This is a genomic window from Hydrotalea sp. GW822-HT8A01 (genome assembly GCF_058798575.1).
Genome location: NZ_CM179506.1, coordinates 270,294 through 290,560 on the forward strand (window position 1 = coordinate 270,294; position 20,267 = coordinate 290,560).

General features: G+C 35.6%; 24 protein-coding genes. 13 read left to right on the forward strand and 11 right to left on the reverse strand.

The window, feature by feature from the left end; translation table 11 throughout:
- Window positions 1-101 precede the first annotated feature (101 nt).
- The 5 genes from AC3QLY_RS01180 to AC3QLY_RS01200 all read left to right on the forward strand — a co-directional run bounded on the left by AC3QLY_RS01180 (window position 102) and on the right by AC3QLY_RS01200 (window position 4,557).
- Complete coding sequence (locus tag AC3QLY_RS01180; RefSeq protein WP_218330537.1) at window positions 102-977, forward strand: cell division protein FtsX; 876 nt, start codon at window positions 102-104, stop codon at window positions 975-977.
- Between the two features lie 94 nt (window positions 978-1,071).
- Complete coding sequence (locus AC3QLY_RS01185) at window positions 1,072-1,332, forward strand: DUF3098 domain-containing protein (protein ID WP_074421004.1); 261 nt, start codon at window positions 1,072-1,074, stop codon at window positions 1,330-1,332.
- A 118-nt stretch (window positions 1,333-1,450) separates the two neighbouring features.
- Entirely contained in the window at window positions 1,451-2,245 is a 795-nt protein-coding gene (locus AC3QLY_RS01190; protein WP_218330538.1) for an undecaprenyl-diphosphate phosphatase, read from the forward strand.
- Between the two features lie 70 nt (window positions 2,246-2,315).
- A complete protein-coding gene (locus AC3QLY_RS01195; RefSeq protein ID WP_074421006.1) occupies window positions 2,316-3,650 on the forward strand; it encodes an MFS transporter in 1,335 nt (444 codons plus the stop codon).
- A gap of 49 nt (window positions 3,651-3,699) precedes the next feature.
- On the forward strand, window positions 3,700-4,557 hold the full coding sequence (locus AC3QLY_RS01200; RefSeq protein ID WP_074421007.1) for an MBL fold metallo-hydrolase: 858 nt from the start codon (window positions 3,700-3,702) through the stop codon (window positions 4,555-4,557).
- 6 nt (window positions 4,558-4,563) lie between these two features.
- Here AC3QLY_RS01200 and AC3QLY_RS01205 read toward each other — a convergent pair whose 3' ends face one another.
- On the reverse strand, window positions 4,564-5,355 hold the full coding sequence (locus AC3QLY_RS01205; RefSeq protein ID WP_218330539.1) for a DUF3108 domain-containing protein: 792 nt from the start codon (window positions 5,353-5,355) through the stop codon (window positions 4,564-4,566).
- A gap of 107 nt (window positions 5,356-5,462) precedes the next feature.
- On the reverse strand, window positions 5,463-6,335 hold the full coding sequence (locus tag AC3QLY_RS01210; RefSeq protein WP_074421008.1) for a lysylphosphatidylglycerol synthase domain-containing protein: 873 nt from the start codon (window positions 6,333-6,335) through the stop codon (window positions 5,463-5,465).
- 252 nt (window positions 6,336-6,587) lie between these two features.
- Here AC3QLY_RS01210 and ruvC point away from each other — a divergent pair, with 252 nt between their 5' ends.
- The gene (gene ruvC, locus AC3QLY_RS01215) at window positions 6,588-7,151 is read left to right on the forward strand and encodes a crossover junction endodeoxyribonuclease RuvC (RefSeq protein ID WP_074421009.1); all 564 of its coding nucleotides are present in this window, start codon (window positions 6,588-6,590) and stop codon (window positions 7,149-7,151) included.
- Between the two features lie 19 nt (window positions 7,152-7,170).
- Here the strand turns inward: ruvC and AC3QLY_RS01220 are convergent, their stop codons facing one another.
- Both AC3QLY_RS01220 and greA read right to left on the reverse strand, forming a co-directional pair.
- A complete protein-coding gene (locus AC3QLY_RS01220; protein ID WP_218330540.1) occupies window positions 7,171-7,560 on the reverse strand; it encodes an HIT family protein in 390 nt (129 codons plus the stop codon).
- Between the two features lie 97 nt (window positions 7,561-7,657).
- Window positions 7,658-8,125 carry a transcription elongation factor GreA gene (gene greA / locus AC3QLY_RS01225; protein ID WP_074421011.1) on the reverse strand — a complete coding sequence of 156 codons (468 nt, stop codon included), beginning with the start codon at window positions 8,123-8,125 and terminating at the stop codon, window positions 7,658-7,660.
- Between the two features lie 235 nt (window positions 8,126-8,360).
- Between greA and AC3QLY_RS01230 the strand changes: the two genes are divergently transcribed.
- From AC3QLY_RS01230 to AC3QLY_RS01240, 3 genes are read left to right on the forward strand one after another with little or no spacing between them, the layout of a single operon-like run.
- Window positions 8,361-9,299: an ABC transporter ATP-binding protein gene (locus tag AC3QLY_RS01230; RefSeq protein ID WP_074421012.1), complete on the forward strand. Its 939-nt coding sequence runs from the start codon at window positions 8,361-8,363 to the stop codon at window positions 9,297-9,299.
- Between the two features lie 11 nt (window positions 9,300-9,310).
- Window positions 9,311-10,186 carry an ABC transporter permease gene (locus tag AC3QLY_RS01235; protein WP_074421013.1) on the forward strand — a complete coding sequence of 292 codons (876 nt, stop codon included), beginning with the start codon at window positions 9,311-9,313 and terminating at the stop codon, window positions 10,184-10,186.
- A 46-nt stretch (window positions 10,187-10,232) separates the two neighbouring features.
- The gene (locus tag AC3QLY_RS01240) at window positions 10,233-10,934 is read left to right on the forward strand and encodes a LolA family protein (RefSeq protein WP_492990328.1); all 702 of its coding nucleotides are present in this window, start codon (window positions 10,233-10,235) and stop codon (window positions 10,932-10,934) included.
- On the opposite strand, the gene AC3QLY_RS01245 is transcribed toward AC3QLY_RS01240, so the two are convergent.
- Together AC3QLY_RS01245 and pdxA are read right to left on the reverse strand one after the other, a co-directional pair.
- Complete coding sequence (locus tag AC3QLY_RS01245; RefSeq protein ID WP_075051866.1) at window positions 10,931-11,806, reverse strand: aldose 1-epimerase family protein; 876 nt, start codon at window positions 11,804-11,806, stop codon at window positions 10,931-10,933. The two genes, AC3QLY_RS01240 and AC3QLY_RS01245, sit on opposite strands and share 4 nt — an antisense overlap.
- 15 nt (window positions 11,807-11,821) lie before the next feature.
- The gene (gene pdxA, locus AC3QLY_RS01250) at window positions 11,822-12,907 is read right to left on the reverse strand and encodes a 4-hydroxythreonine-4-phosphate dehydrogenase PdxA (protein WP_074420366.1); all 1,086 of its coding nucleotides are present in this window, start codon (window positions 12,905-12,907) and stop codon (window positions 11,822-11,824) included.
- A gap of 38 nt (window positions 12,908-12,945) precedes the next feature.
- On the opposite strand from pdxA, the gene rsmA reads away from it, so the two are divergent.
- Both rsmA and AC3QLY_RS01260 read left to right on the forward strand, forming a co-directional pair.
- Complete coding sequence (rsmA, locus tag AC3QLY_RS01255) at window positions 12,946-13,776, forward strand: 16S rRNA (adenine(1518)-N(6)/adenine(1519)-N(6))-dimethyltransferase RsmA (RefSeq protein WP_288072612.1); 831 nt, start codon at window positions 12,946-12,948, stop codon at window positions 13,774-13,776.
- A 38-nt stretch (window positions 13,777-13,814) separates the two neighbouring features.
- The gene (locus AC3QLY_RS01260; RefSeq protein WP_218330543.1) at window positions 13,815-14,753 is read left to right on the forward strand and encodes an NAD(P)-dependent oxidoreductase; all 939 of its coding nucleotides are present in this window, start codon (window positions 13,815-13,817) and stop codon (window positions 14,751-14,753) included.
- Window positions 14,754-14,757: 4 nt separating this feature from the next.
- On the opposite strand, the gene AC3QLY_RS01265 is transcribed toward AC3QLY_RS01260, so the two are convergent.
- The 3 genes from AC3QLY_RS01265 to AC3QLY_RS01275 form a co-directional block, all read right to left on the reverse strand.
- Complete coding sequence (locus AC3QLY_RS01265) at window positions 14,758-14,916, reverse strand: transcriptional regulator (protein WP_353744827.1); 159 nt, start codon at window positions 14,914-14,916, stop codon at window positions 14,758-14,760.
- Entirely contained in the window at window positions 14,913-15,050 is a 138-nt protein-coding gene (locus AC3QLY_RS01270; protein ID WP_353744826.1) for a transcriptional regulator, read from the reverse strand. The genes AC3QLY_RS01265 and AC3QLY_RS01270 overlap by 4 nt, the downstream gene beginning before the upstream one ends.
- Window positions 15,051-15,409: 359 nt before the next feature.
- On the reverse strand, window positions 15,410-15,871 hold the full coding sequence (locus tag AC3QLY_RS01275; protein WP_074420369.1) for an RrF2 family transcriptional regulator: 462 nt from the start codon (window positions 15,869-15,871) through the stop codon (window positions 15,410-15,412).
- A gap of 637 nt (window positions 15,872-16,508) precedes the next feature.
- Between AC3QLY_RS01275 and AC3QLY_RS01280 the strand changes: the two genes are divergently transcribed.
- Together AC3QLY_RS01280 and AC3QLY_RS01285 are read left to right on the forward strand one after the other, a co-directional pair.
- A complete protein-coding gene (locus AC3QLY_RS01280; RefSeq protein WP_492990332.1) occupies window positions 16,509-18,851 on the forward strand; it encodes a nitric-oxide reductase large subunit in 2,343 nt (780 codons plus the stop codon).
- Between the two features lie 82 nt (window positions 18,852-18,933).
- The gene (locus AC3QLY_RS01285; protein ID WP_218330544.1) at window positions 18,934-19,305 is read left to right on the forward strand and encodes a putative zinc-binding protein; all 372 of its coding nucleotides are present in this window, start codon (window positions 18,934-18,936) and stop codon (window positions 19,303-19,305) included.
- 265 nt (window positions 19,306-19,570) lie between these two features.
- On the opposite strand, the gene AC3QLY_RS01290 is transcribed toward AC3QLY_RS01285, so the two are convergent.
- Window positions 19,571-19,873 (reverse strand): hypothetical protein, encoded by a 303-nt coding sequence (locus tag AC3QLY_RS01290; protein WP_218330545.1) that lies wholly within the window; start codon window positions 19,871-19,873, stop codon window positions 19,571-19,573.
- A 19-nt stretch (window positions 19,874-19,892) separates the two neighbouring features.
- Window positions 19,893-20,057 carry a hypothetical protein gene (locus AC3QLY_RS01295; protein ID WP_179852371.1) on the reverse strand — a complete coding sequence of 55 codons (165 nt, stop codon included), beginning with the start codon at window positions 20,055-20,057 and terminating at the stop codon, window positions 19,893-19,895.
- Window positions 20,058-20,267: the final 210 nt, after the last annotated feature.

A 20,267-nucleotide genomic window follows, 5' to 3' on the forward strand; every position in this document is an offset into this window, starting at 1 on the left:
AAATATCTTGCACTACTTTGCAGCTATCACAGTGAACTGACTGGCTGCAAATGTAAGTGATTAGGCTACATTTGTACCGACAGAAGTTTTAAAAAAATTGTATGGAGCATCAAAAAAAATCATCTTTAAAAAGAAGTAAACCCAACTATGTAAACAGCATTGTAGGTGTTGCATTGGTATTATTGTTAATGGGTATTATGGGTTGGGTATTTCTGAATTTTGAAAGGGCAAGTAACGCTTTAAAAGAAGACATTAAAGTGCAGGTTTTTTTACGCACGGCGAATAAAGACTCCATTAGCCAAATGCAGCAATATATATCCACACAACCTTTTGCAAAAAATGTGGATTATATAGATAAGGAAAAGGCCAAACAAATTTGGAATAAAGACAATAATGAAAACTGGGCAAAGATTTTAGATGCCAATCCATTACCCGAAAGTATTGACTTTTATGCCCGGGCTGCTTATGTGAATAAAGACAGCCTCGACGCTATTTCAACCCATATTATTTCCTTATTTGGCAATCAAATAACAGAAATAAAATATCCAAAAGATTTGGTGAACAACATTAACGAAAAAGCCACCCGTTTTGGACTTGCTTTTTTAGTCATTTCAAGTATTTTGTGCCTCATTGTAATATTTAGTATTGACAATACCATTAAGCTGGCTATGTTCAGTAATCGTTTCCTGATTAAAACCATGCAAATGGTGGGTGCAACACGCAGTTTTATAGCCCGGCCAATGGATATTAAAGCCATTGTAAACGGATTAATCAGTTCCGGAATTGCCATTATATTATTGTTTATTATCATTAGCTGGATAGAAAACCAGGTACCACAGTTAAAAGTAATTCATGATACGAAACTAAATTTTATTTTATTCGGGGGAATGATTTTGGTAGGCGTAGGCATTTCTTTATTTAGCACCCACAGAAGTGTGATTAAATACCTGAAAATGAAGTTAGATGACCTGTACTAACCTAAAACCGGTTTTCTGTAAAAAAATATTCATTTAACACAGATAAATGAATGGGTTTGCTATATTGCAACTTTAAATTAATGCATACAACATCATGACAGATAAAAAAACAGCTATTACGAAGCAAATGCCTCCCCTATTTGGCAAAGAAAATTACAAGTGGATGATTATTGGTGGCGTTGTTATTGCGCTGGGCATGTTTTTAATGAGCGGTGGTAAGAATGAAAACCCCAACCAGTTTAATTACAACTTAGTGTATAGTACAACACGGGTAACCATTGCACCCATTACCATTATTGCAGGTTTAATTATAGAAATTTTTGCCATTCTGAAAAAACCTAACGTAAAAGCTTAATCAAAAAAAACTTTTAAAAAAGCGATGTATGAACATCGCTTTTTTAAAATCTGAATATTACTTTCTGCTACTTTGTAGCCAATAAAACCTTACTAAACCAAACAACAAAAACCTGTCCATGAATTTAGTTCAAGTCATTATTGAGGGTATTATAGAAGGCATCACTGAATTTTTACCGGTTTCTTCTACCGGCCATATGATTATTGCCAGTTCTGTGATGCACATTGAAAAAGATGCATTTACAAAAATGTTCGAAATTGCCATACAATTAGGAGCAATATTATCAGTAGTAGTATTGTATTGGAGAAAATTTTTTGATTTCAGCCGCTGGCAATTTTATGTAAAACTAATTGTAGCTGTAATACCTGCATTGGTATTAGGAAAATTGTTTGCCGATAAAATAGATCTGTTATTAGAAAGCCCCACTACTGTTGCAGTAAGCCTTTTAGCAGGCGGTATTGTGTTGTTGTTTATTGACCGGTTTTTTAGAAAAGAAACCATTACCACCGAAACTGAAATAAGTTATAAAAAAGGATTCATTATTGGTATCTGGCAATGCCTGGCGATGATACCCGGCGTAAGCAGAAGTGCAGCCAGCATTATTGGCGGCATGCAGCAAAACCTAACCCGCAAATTGGCAGCTGAATTTTCATTTTATCTGGCAGTACCCACCATGGCTGCCGCTACCGGCTATAAAATGCTTAAAACCTGGCAAGAAAATCCGGAAGTAGTTACCAATACCCATAATATGCAATTATTGGCCATTGGTAACATTATAGCTTTTATTGTGGCTATGCTGGCCATTAAATTTTTCATCAGTTATTTACAAAAACATGGGTTTAAACTTTTTGGCTGGTACCGTATTGTTGTAGGTATTGTTGTGTTGGTATTAATTTATACCGGTAACCTGTAATGAAACTCTGCTCAATTTTCTGGGTTTAGCGAATTACCAACCTCTTGTACCTTTAAAGTAAAAACATGACATGCAAACGGCTTCCAAAAAAGTAATTAATGGTTGGGCCATGTACGATTGGGCAAATAGTGCCTACAATTTAGTAATTACTTCTACCATTTTTCCTGCATATTATGACGCCATTACCACCCTCACAAATAAAGCAGGTAATATCCTCAGCCACAAAATTCAGTTTGCAGGGTTTAGCATAGAAAGTGCCTCGTTGTACAATTATGCTTTGGCATTGGCTTATTTTGTCATCGCACTCATCTCTCCTATTTTATCTTCCATTGCAGATTATAAAGGAAACAAAAAAGCTTTTATGCAATTCTTTTGCTATCTCGGCGCATTGGCTTGCTGTACTTTATTTTGGTTTACCAAAAACACATTATCGTTAGGAATTATTTGTTGTATTTTAGCAGCCATAGGCTATTGTGGCAGCCTTGTTTTTTACAATGCCTATTTACCTGAAATTGCAGCAGAAGAAGATCAGGATGATGTAAGCGCAAAAGGTTTTGCATATGGCTATATTGGAAGTGTTTTATTGCAAATTGTATGCTTTGTTTTTGTGTTAAAACCCGAATGGTTTGGAATAAAAGATGCGGGCTTTGCACCACGTTTATCTTTCTTATTAGTAGGACTGTGGTGGATGGGTTTTGCACAAATTACTTTTAGCTGGCTACCCAAAAGCAAAGTCAGCAAAACTGCAACCCAACACAACCTTTTGTACTACGGCTTTCGCGAATTAAAAAAGGTATGGGATCAGGCCAGGCATCTGCCTATTTTAAAAAAGTTCCTGTTGGCATTTTTCTTTTACAGTATGGGGGTTCAAACCGTAATGTTAGCTGCAACATTATTTGGCAGTCAGGTTTTACAAATGGCTACCAGCAAATTAATATTGTGTATATTGCTAATTCAAATTGTAGCCATTGCAGGGGCTTATCTCATGGCAAAGCTTTCAGATAAATTCGGTAATTTTAAAGTACTGCTATTTGTTATAGTAATTTGGATTGGCGTTTGTGCAGCTGCTTATTTCATAACTACTGAAATACAGTTTTATATGATTGCCGGTATAGTTGGGCTGGTAATGGGGGGCATACAATCGTTAAGCCGTTCCACTTATTCTAAAATAATGCCTGAAACAAAAGATACTGCCTCATTTTTCAGCTTTTATGATGTAACTGAAAAAATTGCCATTGTAATTGGTATGTTTAGCTTTGGCTTTATACAACAAATTACCGGCAATATGCGTAATTCGGTCATAGCATTAATGGTGTTTTTTATTATTGGAATGCTGTTTCTGTTACTGATTATTACCGGAAAACCTTATAGAAATAAACCTGATTATGTAATTGCTGCTGCATAAACAATTACAGGGCAGCGCATATTTGAAGATGAAATAAACATTTTATTTTATGAAATTACATACCATTGATACCGGCAATTTTAAATTAGATGGCGGTGCTATGTTTGGGGTAGTTCCAAAAACCATTTGGCAAAAACTAAACCCAGCTGATGAAAACAATCTTTGCAACTGGTCGATGCGCTGTTTACTGATTGAAGATGGCAACCAACTCATATTAATTGACAATGGTATTGGCAATAAACAGGATGCAAAATTTTTTTCGCACTATTATTTAAATGGCGATGCTACTTTAGAAAAATCGTTGGCCAAAGCCGGTTTTCATAAAGATGATATTACTGATGTTTTTTTAACGCACCTGCATTTTGATCATTGTGGAGGAAGCATTGAAATAATAAACAACAAATTAGTACCTGCCTTTAAAAATGCAACCTATTGGAGCAATGCAACACACTGGCAATGGGCCACACAGCCCAATGCCCGGGAAAAAGCTTCTTTTTTAAAAGAAAATATTTTACCCATTCAGGAAAGTGGACAGTTAAAATTTATTGAAACCGGCAAAATTGACAGCCCTGTTCCTGCACCCTTTCATACAGACATCCAAATTATTTTTGCCGATGGACATACCGATAAAATGATGTTGCCTCAAATTAAATACAAAGGGCATACCGTTGTTTTCATGGCCGATTTGCTACCATCAATAGCACATATACCATTACCCTATGTAATGGCTTATGATATGTTTCCATTAACCACACTCAACGAAAAAAAATATTTCTTAGAAAAAGCTACGCTTGAAAACTATATCCTGTTTTTTGAACACGATATTCAGAACGAATGTTGCACGCTTTCACAAACAGAAAAGGGAATTCGGCAAAAAGAAATATTTCGATTGCAGGAATTGGGATAAATAACATTAATGGAAAGACAGCATGGATGTTAATGGGTACCGTAAATTACGGTATTGCATCATATCTACCTTCACACTACCCACTACAATGGGGCTTTCAATGCGCAAAGGAATATGATTGGGATCGTCTGAAACCCACACATTCATTTTTTCACCACCGGTAAAAATGGTTCCTTTTACCAATAATGGCCTGAATTTAATGGCTCTGAATTTTCCATATTTGGTTTTAATTACTTCTTTACCTAAATACCTGATATATAATGGATAAACCTGATTGTCTAAAAACATATCAAAAGGAATTTTATCATCTACTTTATACCCGCTGAAATCAATATTACGGGCATAGTAAATTGAACTTAACACATCCTGAATACAGGATGGTACTTTATAAACACCCTTGGTTGTAATGGCAATATTGGTTTGCTGGTTAAATGTTACGCTTTCATAAGTTTTATATCCACCCTCATCCACATTTCTGATAAATTTATACGGCTGTAGCGTTGCTGTGTCAAAATAAGTTTCGTAGCGGTCGCGCACCTTAAAAATCCAGTCGTAACTAGGGTTTGAACTACCGGTACCCACTACATGGTACACATCTTTATTATTTAACTTCTCTAATGCAGTAGTAAAGTTGGCAGTACCTGCATTTACATATACCCCAATTACAGAATAAAAAATGGTATAAGAAATACTTTCACCATTTTCAAAAGCATAATTACGTACACCGCAGGATTCTTCCCCTGCCCATAATGGGAAAGAGGTAGCCAACGTAAACAATAAAATAACTATTTTTTTCATGCGATTATCTTCAGCTAAATATAAAATCAATGATTCGTGTTCTTTACAATTACAGCCATTTGAATGAAAGGTTGCAATTTTTTTGACACATTTTCTTCAATGTACATTTATTTTTTAAATAATTTAATACGCAGTACCAACATACTGCCTGCCGAAGCCGGAATAATTCGATTAATCAACCAAATACCGGTAGCCGCAAACAATATACCTAGCATATTGCTGCTAACCAAACCAAATAATTGTAAACTCAATGCGCCACGAATGCCTACCTCGGCCAAAGCAATGGTAGGCACAATAGCCAATGCCAAAAAAAACACTGCCGTAATACATACCAATACCAGCACATTTTCATGAACGCCACAAACCTGTAACATCAGCACATATTGCAAAAGGAAAATTACAAAACGAAGAGCGGAAAAAATTAAAACTGTTGTTAATTCCTTCCAATTTAAAGTGGCAATATTTGTAAAAAAATAACTGTATTTTTTTACAAGAGACAATTTTTCTATCAACTTTGTTATGCCGGATAAGTTATAATAAACAAATACCAGTACTACTGTAAACAGTACGATTACCCATAACATATTCTGTAACCAATACTGCACAGCATCAGAAAGTTTGCTCAGTGCTTCTATTCCAATATGCTTTAAATACAGCCAAGCTGCAATGCCGGCTATAAAGGTGATGACTAACTGACTTATACTGGCTACCATGTTTAAAGCAACTGACCGCAACCTGTTTCCTTCATCTAAATACATCATTCTACCTACATATTCACCCACATTATTGGGCGAATTGATGGCAAATGCCTGCCCTGTTAAAACCGCTTTAAATGCTTTTGTATAACCAATTACCTGAATGGTTTGTAATAGAAACTGCCATTTTTTAGCTTCAATACCCCAATTTACCAGCATCAACAACAAAACAGCCACCAACTTCCACCATTCTGTTCCGGTTAAAGAAATCCATAATACCTGCAATGCCCCCTCTATATTTTTTTGATGCTGAATTTGATGATAAATAGAAAAAACTAACCAGATAAATAATACCGGCCCCAGAAAATAATTGATAAATATTTTAAACCGCTTGTTCAGAACGAATAATTTAGCAGCAAAGTAATAGGGAATAAACCATATTTAGAAACCCATGGGTTGAATTACATACATTCACCTAACATTTTAATTCATTCATAGGGATAAAGACAGGAAGATTGTAACACCAACACCAATTACATGCATAAAAAAAATATAATTTTAGGAATAGACCCGGGCTCGCAGTTAATGGGGTATGCCTTACTGGCTGTACAAAATAACCAGCTGGTATTAATCACGATGGATGTACTTAGTTTAACAAAGTATGATGACATTTATGAAAGATTAGAAAAAATTCATACAAAAATTTGCAGCTTAATCAGCACGTACAAACCCCATTCCTTTGCCATTGAGGCGCCTTTCTTTGGCAAAAATATACAAAGCATGCTAAAATTGGGCAGGGCCCAGGGTGTGGCTATTGCAGCTGCCATGCAGTATAAAATACCTGTAACAGAATATTCTCCCAAAAAAGTAAAACAATCTATTACAGGAAACGGTAATGCCGATAAGGAGCAGGTATGGAAAATGCTGCAGCAGATTTTGCACATTGAAACAAAACCAAAATATTTTGATGCCTCCGATGCTTTAAGTGTGGCATTGTGCCACTATTACCAAACCAATAGTATATTGGGGCAGACACAAAAAGGATTTAAAAATTGGGCTGATTACATTCAACAGCAGGAGAAGAAAAAGAAAACCCAATAGCACTTCATTCAGCCCGTTCCTATAAATATTGTAATATATTTTGTTGCACTTCTGCCAATTCCTCTTGTGTTAATCGCAATTTTTTGTTGAGCAAATGTACATCCTGCATGCCATCCATCGGTATTAAATGAAGATGTGCATGGGGTACTTCAAAACCCAATGTAAGTATGTTTACACGGTTACATGGATAGGCTTTTTGAATGGCCTGTGCAATAGGCTGTGCAAAAGGTAAAATGCCCGCTAAATACTGAGATGGCAATTCAAAAAGCTTATCAGTTTCTATTTTTGGAATTACCAGCGTATGGCCTTTTGTGAAAGGGAAAATATCTAAAAAGGCATAGAATTGATCGTTCTCTGCAATGCGGTAGGAAGGAATATTGCCACGGATAATTTTTGAAAATATCGTCATAAAATTAAATTAAGGGTTGAATAAAAACACACGTTACAAAGCTAAAAAGCCTCATTCACAAAAAATGCAAATGAGGCTTTTATTTGAATCGGAAAAATTAAATCGTAATATTTTCAACCTTAAATTTAATCATGCCGGCAGGCGCCTGTATTTCAGCAACTTCACCAACTGCTTTGCCCAATAAGCCCTTCCCAATTGGGGAACTGGCCGAAATTTTACCCTCTTTTAAATTAGCTTCCTTTTCACCAACAATTTGATAAGTAAATGTTTTTTTAGTGGCCATATTTACAACGGTAACTTTGGTTAAAACGGCTACCCTGCTGGTATCAATGGTTTCGGGATCTACTATTTTTGAGTTCGCAATAATCCCCTCTAATTGTTTAATTCTGGCTTCCAGCATTCCTTGTGCTTCTTTTGCAGAATCATATTCTGCGTTTTCTTTTAAATCACCCTTTTCACGAGCTTCAGCAATTGCCCTGGCTGCAGCCGGACGATCAACGGTTTTCATGCGTTGCAATTCTTCCCGCATTTTTTCAAAAGTCTCTTTAGTTACATATTCACTCATAGCCAACGTTTTTAGCAGACATAAAAAAATACAACGCCACATATTCCTGTAGCGTTGCAGTAATCACAAAATTAAGCATTCTAATTTAAAAAAGTAAGCTAATTATAAAATTTACAGCTTTATACCCTATTGCATATTTTACTGAAGGGGCCTTTATTATTTAGCTCTGTTAAAAAATCAGCAAGTTATCTTACGTATTAACAACCATCTGCTACATTTGTTGTTATTGAACCACATGGAACCCATTATTCAGGTACAAAACCTATCCAAACAATTTGGAGATATTGTAGCAGTCAATGACCTTTCTTTTACCGTACCCGCCGGTTCGGTTTACGGATTTTTAGGCCAAAATGGAGCCGGGAAAAGCACTACTATCCGCATGCTGCTATCGCTCATTACACCTACCGAAGGTAATATCCGTTTTTTTGGTCTTCCATTGCAACAACACCGCAAGAAAATTTTCAAAAATATTGGCGCCATTATTGAAAGACCCGATTTATATGGTTATTTATCGGCCTATGATAACTTAAAAATGTTTGCCTGTTTAAATGGCATGCATCCTACCCATTTGCAGTTAATGAACCAATTGGAACAGGTTGGTTTGGCAGACAGAGCAAAAAATAAAGTAAAGACTTTTTCGCAGGGAATGAAACAAAGGCTGGGAATTGGCATTGCTTTAATTCACAATCCTTCACTCATTATTCTGGATGAACCTACCAACGGATTAGACCCACAGGGTATTGCAGACATCAGGCGCTTAATTGTGCAACTCAGCAAAGAACAACAAAAAACCATATTGCTTTCATCACATTTATTGAGCGAGATTGAGCAGATGGCCACACATATTCTGATTATTGATAAAGGCAAAAAAATTATTGCCGACAGTGCCGCAGCTTTATTTAATCCTGCTGAAACCATTGTAGAAATAGAAACCACCAACAATATTGCTTCTTTAGCAATTTTAAAAGCTTCAAAATGGCAACCCCATCTTCAATTGAACAGAGGGCCCAATATATTTTTAAAAATGCATCATGACCAAATTCCCGATTTTAACAGAGCATTATTCAATCTGAATATTCAACTTTTAATGTTACAACCCAGACATAGTTTAGAAGATTATTTTTTACAGGTTACCGCCAATAGCAATACAGATACACTTATTTTAAACCATTAATATTTTGTTGAATGTTTACACTACTACAGGTAGAACTTTATAAAATTTTTAAACGCCCCAGAACCTATATTGCTTTTATAGCCATTGCAGGATTAATTGGCATTATACAACTGGGTTTAAAATTAGATGGCGATGCTTATGTTAATTTTGTAATGAGCAATGTAGAACAGTCATTTACTTTTGATGGTAAACTACTCAATGGTTATTTGGTATGTTATATTATTCTGCAATTGTTATTGGTACACGTGCCCCTTTTAATTGCCTTGGTTGCTGCAGATATGGTTAGTGGCGAAGCCAATATTGGTACTTTACGGCTCATGCTTACCCAACCTGTAAGCAGATACGAAATAATGATGGCAAAATTTATTGCAGCAGCTATTTACACATTTTTATTATTGGTTTGGATGGCTGTTTTAGCACTTTTTGTTAGTATATGGCTGTTTGGCACCGATGATTTAATTATACAAAAAACCCGTTACTTAGTGCAAATGAGTAAAGATGATGTTTTTTGGCGCTATGTTGGTGCATTTGGATTTGCTTTATTGGCTATGCTAACGGTGGCGGCTTTAAGTTTTTTATTATCGGTATTTGCAGAAAACTCAATTGGGCCTATTGTAGCTACCATCAGCATTATTATATTCTTTACTATTTTAAGCACCATGAGTATTCCTATTTTTCAAAAAATTCAACCTTATTTATTTACAACCCACATGGTTGCCTGGAAGGAGTATTTTGATTTAAAAGTAAATACCGATAATACCGCATTAAAAGGTACGCTGCAAAACAAAAAGCAAATTATTCAATCGGCATGGATATTGGCAGCGCATATTGTGCTGTTTGTAGGTGTGGCTATATTTGTTTTTAAAAGGAAGGATATATTAACCTAACCAAACAGTACAAATCGTTTTTTTTGAACATCGAAAATAAATTGGAATGAAGGGAATAAAAATTCTATGTGCATTGTTACTTGCATTGATGCATGTACAGTATAGTGCCGCACAAGATGAAACAGCATTAATTGAAAAAGTAAAACAAAAGTTAGACCAGGTGCATGATTATGTTGCTACCGGCCGAATGAAGACAGATGTAGCTTTTATTAAAGCACCGGTGGGCACCGTAAAAATTTATTACAAACAGCCCGATTATTTTCGATTGATTCGTGAAGGCGGTATTTCAATTTTACCCAAGGGTGGCGTTACTGTAAACATGAATGCAATTATGGCTACTAAAAGTTATGTGGCACTATTTGCCGGTAATACCGTAACAGATGGCTTTCCAACGAGAATAGTAAAGCTGTTACCTATGAATGAAAATAATGATATTGTTTTAACCACTTTATACATAGATGAAAAAAACCTGCTGATTAGAAAAGCTATTACCACAACTAAAGAAAATGGTACTTACCAAATTAATATGCAATATGGCCGATACAGTAATTTGGGCTTACCGGCTAAAGTGATTTTTACTTTCAACACTCAAAATTATAAAATACCCAAGGGTGTTACTTTAGAAATGGATGAACCACTTACTGATACAGACAGGAAAAAAATGCAACAAAAAAATGGAAAGGTTGAAATTGATTATGCTTCATACACCATTAATAAAGGCTTACCGCAAGGTATATTCAATAATTAATATATTTTTAACGACCAGGTACGATTAAATTTTGAATGTGGCGCTAATACATATATCCCTTCTTTTTGAATCAGTTGCTGATGGGTATTTTCACTGTCGGCAACCCCGCACCATGGTTCTATACAAACAAAATCAGCATCTTTGGCAGCCCAAATTCCTAAGTATGGAAAATCAGGAAATTGTAAGGTAATACCATGTTTGTTTTTTGTGTTGCATAATTGAACGCTGTTAGAAACCAGGTGTTTAAATACCAATGCATCTTTATAGAACAACGATTTGTGTAATGCAATAGTATTACTATTCTTTAAAAAAGGCACCGGATCTTCGTGCAACAAGCCATCATCCGTTAACGGCCAAATACCCATATTTTCAACTTGATTAAATTGTAAAAAATAATCTTCATAAACTGTATCGGTAGTAAGGGGTACTGCAAATGCCGGATGTGCACCTAAAGAGAAACACATATCATATGAATCTGTATTCTCAACGATATACTCAACGGTAAGTATATTGTTACTGATGGTATAAGTAATGGAGAAATGAAACCGAAATGGATAAACCTGTAAAGTTTCAATAGAATTGGTTAATATGAACTGAATCGAATTGTCAGTATGTTTTTGCACCGTAAAAACCATATCTCTTGCAAAACCATGCCTGCTTAAATGATAGGCTTTGTTATTAAAATAATAAGTATTTTGTTTTAAACCGCCTACAATGGGAAATAATACGGGACTTTTTTTAGCCCAGTATGTTGGATTGCCATTCCATAAATATTCTAATCCTGTTGTTGTATGGAAGATGCGCTGTAACTCAGCACCTTTGTCGGCAATTTGCACCAGCATGGTTGAACTGGCAATGGTATAAACAGCCATATCAGTTGGTTAAAATTATTCTTCTACTTTTTCATCTACCGCATTGGCTAAAATTCGTGCGCTCATTTTTTTCATAGGATTAGCACGGGCATCTTTATAACCCTGTCTGGTTCTAATAATATCTATGGCTTCAAAAATGGCAGCAATAAATGAAGTATGGTCTGCTTTTCCTTTTCCTGCAATGTCAAATGCCGTACCGTGGTCGGGGCTTGTTCTTACAGCAGGCAATCCTGCTGTATAATTGATGCCTTCACCTAAGGCCAATGATTTAAAAGGGATTAGACCCTGATCGTGATACATGGCCAATACAGCATCAAACTGATTGTATTGCGCTCTTGCAAAAAATGCATCAGCACTATAAGGCCCAAAAACCAACATATTGTGTTTGGCATCTTTAATGGCAGGTTTTATAATGGTTTCCTCTTCTGTTCCTATTAAGCCTTCATCGCCTGCATGTGGATTTAAACCTAAAACAGCAATACGTGGCTTTTCTATTCCAAAATCAGTTTGCAGGCTTTGGTGCATAATTTTTATTTTTCTTAAAATATTTTCCCTGGTAATCAGTCCTGCAATTTCTTTTACGGGAATATGTTCTGTAACAACTGCCACACGCATATTTTCGGCAACCATCATCATTACTACATCATCTGCCTGAAACTGAGCTTTCAAATAAGGTGTATGCCCGGTATACTGAAAAGTTTCAGATTGTATATTTTGTTTATGAATGGGTGCAGTAACCAAGCCATGAATATTCCCCTCCTTCAATGCTTTAACCGCCACTTCAAGCGAACGTAAAGCATACTCGCCACCTGTGGCATTTAACACACCGGGCTGAATTGCTACTTCTTCTTCCCAACAACTGAATAAATTAACCTGCTTATGGCTTAATTTAGAAAAATCTTTGGTGCTATTGTAAGTAAAATTATAGTCTGGTAAACTTTTTCTGTAAAAATTAATACTCTTGTTGCCCGAAAAAACCACCGGAATACAGATATCAAGTATACGATGGTCAGATAGCGATTTAATAATTAATTCAATACCAATACCATTTAAATCGCCGGAAGTAATGCCTATAACAGGTTTTAGCAGTTCATTGCTCATAATAAAACATTAAAAGGTAAAGTTAAGGAGAATAGTGTGTGAAAGTACCATACAAATACTTAACTGAAACAGAATATCAGCCTCTACAAATGGTTATTTTTGCAGCAATGGAATACCAATTAAAAAAATCGTTAGGTCAACATTTTTTAATCAATGAATCTATTTGTAAAAAAATAGCAGCGGCATTGCAGGAACTTCCGCTCAGCCATTTACTAGAAGTAGGCCCGGGTGGTGGTGCCTTAACCAAATATTTATTACAAATTCCCAATATTGATTTGAAGGCCGTTGAAATAGATACGGAAAAAGTTACCTATCTGAAAAAAACATATCCAAATTTAAAAAATAATATTATCCATACCGATATGCTGGAAATGGATGCCCCTTTTACCACCCATTTTACCGTAATTGGCAATTTTCCTTACAACATTTCTTCGCAAATTCTGTTTAAAATTTTAGAATGGAAAACACAGGTTCCATTCGTAATTGGCATGTTTCAAAAAGAAGTAGCACAGCGCATAGCTGCCAAACCCAATAGTAAAGCCTATGGTATTTTAAGTGTATTAATACAGGCATTTTACAAAGTAGAATATTTGTTTGATGTAGAGCCAACTGCTTTTAAACCACCACCAAAAGTAATGAGCGGGGTTATCCGGCTAACAAAAAATGAGCATGTAGTACCCATGCATAGCGAGAAATACTTTTTTTTATTGGTGAAAACTGCATTTAACCAACGCAGAAAAATGTTACGCAATGCCGTAAAAAATTTATTTGAAACAACAGTATTGCAAGATGAAATATTTAGTAAAAGGGCAGAACAATTAGGTGCAGATGATTTTGCAATGCTGACTTTTAAAATGAAATTAAATTAATAAAAAATAGTAGATGCCATTGCGTCAATGTTTTGGACATGAAACAACAAGTTATTATTACCGCTAAATGCCACCCTGTTTTAATGGAAACATTTGAAAAAAAGGGCTTTGAAGTACTATACCAACCGGGTATACAATACAACGAATTGTTTGCAATTATTGAAAATGCAACAGGATTGATTGTAACCACCAAGTTATTGATTGATAAAGCGATGCTGGATAAAGCCCGTAATTTAAAATGGATTGGCCGCTTAGGCAGTGGTATGGAAATGATAGATGTGGCTTATGCAGAAAGCAAAAACATTGCATGTGTAAGCAGTCCCGAAGGCAACAGAAATGCTGTGGCAGAACATGGTCTGGGTATGTTGCTGAACTTAATGAACCACATTACCAAAAGCTATTTGGAAGTAAAGGAAGGCAAATGGCTAAGAGATGCGAACCGTGGTGAAGAACTTTTTGGCAAAACAATCGGTATTATCGGGTTTGGAAATAACGGTAGTGCCTTTGCGAAAATTTTAGCATCATTTAATGTTACCGTTTTGGCTTATGACAAATACAAATCTGATTTTGCAAAAGGATACATACATGAAGCAAACATTGAACAAATTCAACGCTATGCCGATGTAATCAGCCTGCATGTGCCACTTACATCAGAAACACGTCATTTGGCCAATACATCATTTTTCAATGCCTTGGAAAGAACACCTTATTTTCTGAACCTTTGCAGAGGAAAAGTAACTGATACCAATGCTTTAATCCATGCATTGAGCAATAAAAGAATTAAAGCTGCCGGTTTAGATGTATTAGAGAATGAACAGTTAGACCAATACACAACTACTGAAAAAGAACAGTTAAACTGGTTAATGCAGCAACCGAATGTACTCATTACGCCGCATATTGCGGGCTACAGCCATGAAGCATTGTACAAAATGGCAAAAGTAGTATTAGAAAAATTAGGCTTTGCCTCGCAAAAATGATGGATTACTTTTTTCCGGCATTTAAATATTCCTGCAACACTTTTACATAGGCTTCAAAGGCTTCAATACCTTTGGGAGTTATTTTACAAATGGTTAAAGGATAATTATTACTGAATTTTTTTCTACTTCTACATAGCCGGCTTCTTTTAATTTTTAAATTTATACCGACAAGTTATCCGCAGTTGCATTTGTTTTTTCTTTAATAAAATAAAAATCAGCTTCCTGCACAGTAATTAACAAACTCATCACCGCAAGTCTTAATTGAGAATACAATATTGGATCCAACTCTTTAAACATGAATGGCCGGCTGCTTTAAATATCATTACGCAATAATATTCCAGGAATTAACCAACTAAAAACAACTGCAATGGTTTGTAATAAAAAATCGAAAGTCGTATTAAAAAAACAGGAGGCGACAAAACAAATTATACAAAGCAAACCACCCAAGAACATGGGCTTAAATTTTCTGATAAATCTTTCTTGGATTGGCTGCAAATGATTGCCATATTAATTACGCACAAATGCACCTCATTAAAAAACAGATGCTTCAAAAACAATACTATTAAACACAACAATTGGCGCAAAAGCCTCATTATGGAAAAAATTAGAATGGGTTTTGATTACTTTATTAGTCAGTTCTGCTACAGAAATAACAGTTATTTTAACTTCAATTTCTGTTTATCCTTATTATTGATAAACACATCACCATTCTTTATATCATCTGCCAGTTGCTGAATAGTTTTAGTTTCAAATAATGCTATCAACTGTTCTTTTATTATTTTATATTTCGAATGCATAGGGCAAGGTTGTGTCTCAGAACATTTATCCAAACCTAACACACATTTATCCAGCACTTCATCTTCTCCCATTGCCTTAAGGATGGTGCGAACCGGCAATTTTTTCGCTTTTTCAGTCATAAAAAATCCGCCGTTAGGTCCACTGACAGATCGGATGATTTTATTGTCCTTTCTAAGTGCCTGTAATATTTTAGCGGTAAATGATTGAGGCGCATCAATGGCCTTAGAAATTTCTCCAATTACGATTTTGTTTTCCACTGTGCCTTTTTGTGCAATGTATATCGTTGCTCTTAATGCATATTCTGTTGCTTTTGAAAACATGAAATTGATTTTAAAAAGAAAATTACATTTTATTTTAGTAACTGCGTAAAGTTGTGGTATCAATCCATCTTATCTTGCAACTTGCAAATGAATCTTTTGTTTCTACTAATTTTAGTTCAATCACTATAGTAATAGATGGAAATATTCAAAATAAAATTTTTTTGTAAATACATGTATTTTTTACAATGTATTAAATTTTCGGTATAATCAAATTTTTCTGAGAATGAATAGGAAGGTGCCTTGCTATGTAATTTTTTAGATAACCCAAGTTATGGTCAATCATCCTGAGAATGGATTCAGTTATCAATTGTTTTAGTTCCTTAAAATCAAAAACAAAGCCCGGTATCGGAATATACTCATCTTTGGGTGAATTCCCTGAAACAGTAACCTATAATTTGTAAGAAAGGCAGTGCATATTTTTACAGACACCTGTATAACCCATCAATATCAATGGCATGTGCCAGTTCGAAATAAAATATTAATAATTTTTATTATTTGTAACATAATATATACCTGCCTGAGATACCAGTCCTCAAACACCGGATAGTTTTTAGTCGGCACTTTTGAAAATAATAAATTCAAATAATTAAGGACAAATTAATCCTTAATTACTATATTTGTCGATAAATATTTATTTATGGCAAAAAATAATTTCATCAGATACCTGCTTAATCCCAAAAACTGGTGGCTGCCATTACTAGTAATTTTTGTAATTAGTATAGCAGGCGTAACCATGATTGGGCTACATACTTACACAGAAGCACCCCCTATTCCAAACTATGTTTCAGCCAAGAATGAAACTGTTTTTTCAAAGGAGGAGGTGTTAAAAGGTCAGGCATTATTTCAAAAATATGCACTGATGGAATATGGCAGTATGTTTGGTGATGGTGCCAACCGTGGCCCAGACTATACAGCAGAAGCCTTACATTATGTTTCTCAATACATGAATGACTATTATCTATCCCGGTTGAAAGCCGGAGCAAATAGCAATTTGCTTAAAAAGGGGGTGGCAGAACAGGTAAAAGCAGAAATTAAAAGCAATCATTATAGTAAAGACAACAACAGTGTAACACTTTCCGATGCACAAGTTTTTGCAATCAGAGAATTAATAAAATATTATCACCAAAAATTCACAAATCCCTCTTCCTCCGGAGCATTTAAACCAGATGGTTACATTTCGGATGAAAATGAAATAAGGTCGTTAACAGCCTTTTTCTTTTGGGGTTCATGGGTTTGTGGCGTAGAAAGGCCGGGAGAACATTACAGCTATACACATAACTGGCCTTACGATCCTACAGCAGGAAATACACCGAGTGCTACGATTATTTTATGGAGTATTATCGGTTCATTGGGGTTGATATTTGGGTTGGGTATCGTATTGTTTTATCATGGCAAGCTGGATAAGCTGGGTGATGATGTTTATACAAAAAAGGCAGAGCCTTTTATGACAAAAGGTGATATACAAAAGTTTCAACCGGATGCCATTCAAAAAAATACCTACAAATTTTTTTATGTTGCCACAATACTTTTTGCTGTGCAGGTTTTGGCAGGTATTTTAACCGTACATTATTTTTTAGGTTTTATAAATTTTTTCGGATTCAATATTTCCGAAGCATTGCCAATTACTGTAACAAGAAGTTGGCATGTACAATTATCCATTCTATGGATATCAATCTGCTGGATTGGCGCGTCATTTTTTATGATGTCATTTGTATCACCCAATCAATCAAAAAAACAGGTTACACTTATTAATACTATTTTCTGGCTTACGGTATTGCTGGTGGGAGGTTCCTTTGTCGGTATGTTGCTTGGGCCGAAAGGTCTTGCCGGGAAAAACTGGTATTTGCTGGGAAACCAGGGATGGGAGTATGTTGAACTTGGAAAATTATGGCAGATTATACTGGGTGTAGTATTCATTATCTGGGCAGTAACCATTTACAGAGGAATTAAACCCACTATGAAATTAAAGCAGCCATGGGCTTTACCTAACTGGTTAGTATATGCCACATTCAGTATAATTTTATTATTGATCTCCGGCTTTATTGCAACACCCAAAACCAATTTTGTGATTGCTGATTTCTGGAGATGGATGGTAGTGCACATGTGGGCCGAAGCTTTTTTTGAAGTGTTCACCACAGTGCTGATTGGGTACTTTATGGTATTGATGGGATTGGTAAGCAGGCAGGCTGTGATTCGTGTTATCTATTTAGCAACCTTATTATTTCTTGGTTCTGGTTTGCTGGGTATTTCACATAATTTTTACTGGAATGCTAAGCCGGTTTTCACAATGGCTCTTGGCTCAGTGTTTTCAACATTGCAAGTAATACCTTTAGTGCTGCTCACATTAGAAGCATGGCGTTTCAGCAAACTCCCAAAACTGCTGGAAACGAATAATCGGATAAATGGAGATTTGAATAAATGTTTTGGATTTTCTGAAGTGTTCCTGTTTTTGGTAGCTGTTAATTTCTGGAATTTTTTTGGAGCAGGTGTTCTGGGGTTTATTATCAATCTTCCTATTGCCAATTATTATGAGCATGGAACTTATTTAACCGTTAATCATGGCCATGCTGCATTAATGGGTGTTTATGGCAATCTTGCAGTAGCTGCTGTTTTATTTTGTTGCCAGTTATTATTTAAGGCCGATTGGTGGAAACCAAAACTCATTAAAACAGTATTCTGGTCCATTAATATCGGTTTGTTACTAATGGTATTACTTGATTTATTTCCTGCAGGTATTTACCAGTTTAAAACAGCAACAGAACAAGGACTATGGTATGCCCGTAGCAGTGCATTTATAGAAAGCAGCGGTTTTCAAACGCTCACTTGGCTGCGTATTGTTGGTGGTTCCATTTTTACTGTAGGTGGCGTGATACCACTTGTTTGGTTTATAACCAGTAGAAGAAAAGGGTTAAAAAAAGATGAGAATAATGATACAATACAATCAAAAACTGATGAAAATATTGCAACGATATTGGCTTAATATTAAAATAATTAGTATCCGGTAATTGCATTTTTAATCGGACTTATGAAAAATTATCGCTTTAAAAAATATTTTTCGCACTATGAAAACAAGAACTGGTTATAAACCACTGTTGTATTCCTGCTCTGGCTGTTCCAGTGCTGCGCAAATGGCAAATTATATTGCTGTTCAGCTTGACAGGATGAATATTGCAGAAATGTCATGCATTGCCGGAGTTGGAGGTAACGTAAAGAATCTTGTACGTACAGCTACTTCCGGAAGAAAAATTATTGTAATAGATGGTTGCCCACTGGCATGCTCAAAAGCATGTTTGGGTAATCATTCAGTAACGCCTGATGTCCACATCGATTTGTCCTGCATGGGCGTTCCCAAAAAATTGCATGAAGATTTTGATATGAAAGATGCTAACAAAATTTTAAAACAAATTGAAATTCTCATCCATAAACAACAGTAAATTATTCTTGTGAAAAATAAATAAACAGTATCTGTTTTTTGAAATTCACTTAAAAATCAACTGCTTGTGAAAGCTGGAGTAAAATTATGAAAGAAGTAACGCTTAAAAGTAATTAGAGGAAATACTGATGATAATACCTGCCCGTAAATAGCCGAATAACCGCCGGTGCTGAATATATTACCTTGAAATAAAGAAGGTGCAAAACGCCCTCTGCCGGCAATACCCGGTGAGCTGGCATAATAGGGGTTGTTCACCACAAAACCATCTATTTTATTTGCTTGGTTTCATAGCCTTCGCCACCCCGTACAAAAAGGCCTTCCTGTTCGTCTACCTGTTGGGCAACCGGCAATATTTTAATGGCTGCCGTAACATCGGCAGTGACACCGCCCGTAGTGTACATATCCAACGCACTTAATACAGTTGCCACCCGCTTTTTATCGCCGGCAGCAAAACTACCTGCTGTAACAGAAACTGCTTTTAATTCAGAAACTTCTTCTTTCAAAACAAAAACCACAGCAAGAGCATTTTTGGCAATAACAATTTTTTCTTCTTTCAATCCATAACCCATTATTTTGGCTTGAAAAATTTTATCTTCTTTTTTGAAAGTTTGGAACGAAAATTGTCCCAGACTGCCTGTCTGTTACAACACCATCGTAGGTTTGCAATAAAGTAATGCCTACGCCATGAATGGGTTTACCTTTCACATCTTTCACCAAACCCGAAGTTTTTGTTGGGCTGTTGGTTCCTGCCATAGCCAAAAATGCTATGAAAAATGCATAATTTGTTTCATATACTCAATTTAAAAACACAAGCATAAAGTAGTTTATTTTATACACTAAACTATTTTATAAAAAGTTGATTCTATGGTTTAAAATACTCCTTTTGTATGATGGAATGAACAGGGAAGGAAGCAGATGAAATGATATAACTTATTGTGATAGAGCCGGTTGCTTGTTATTGTT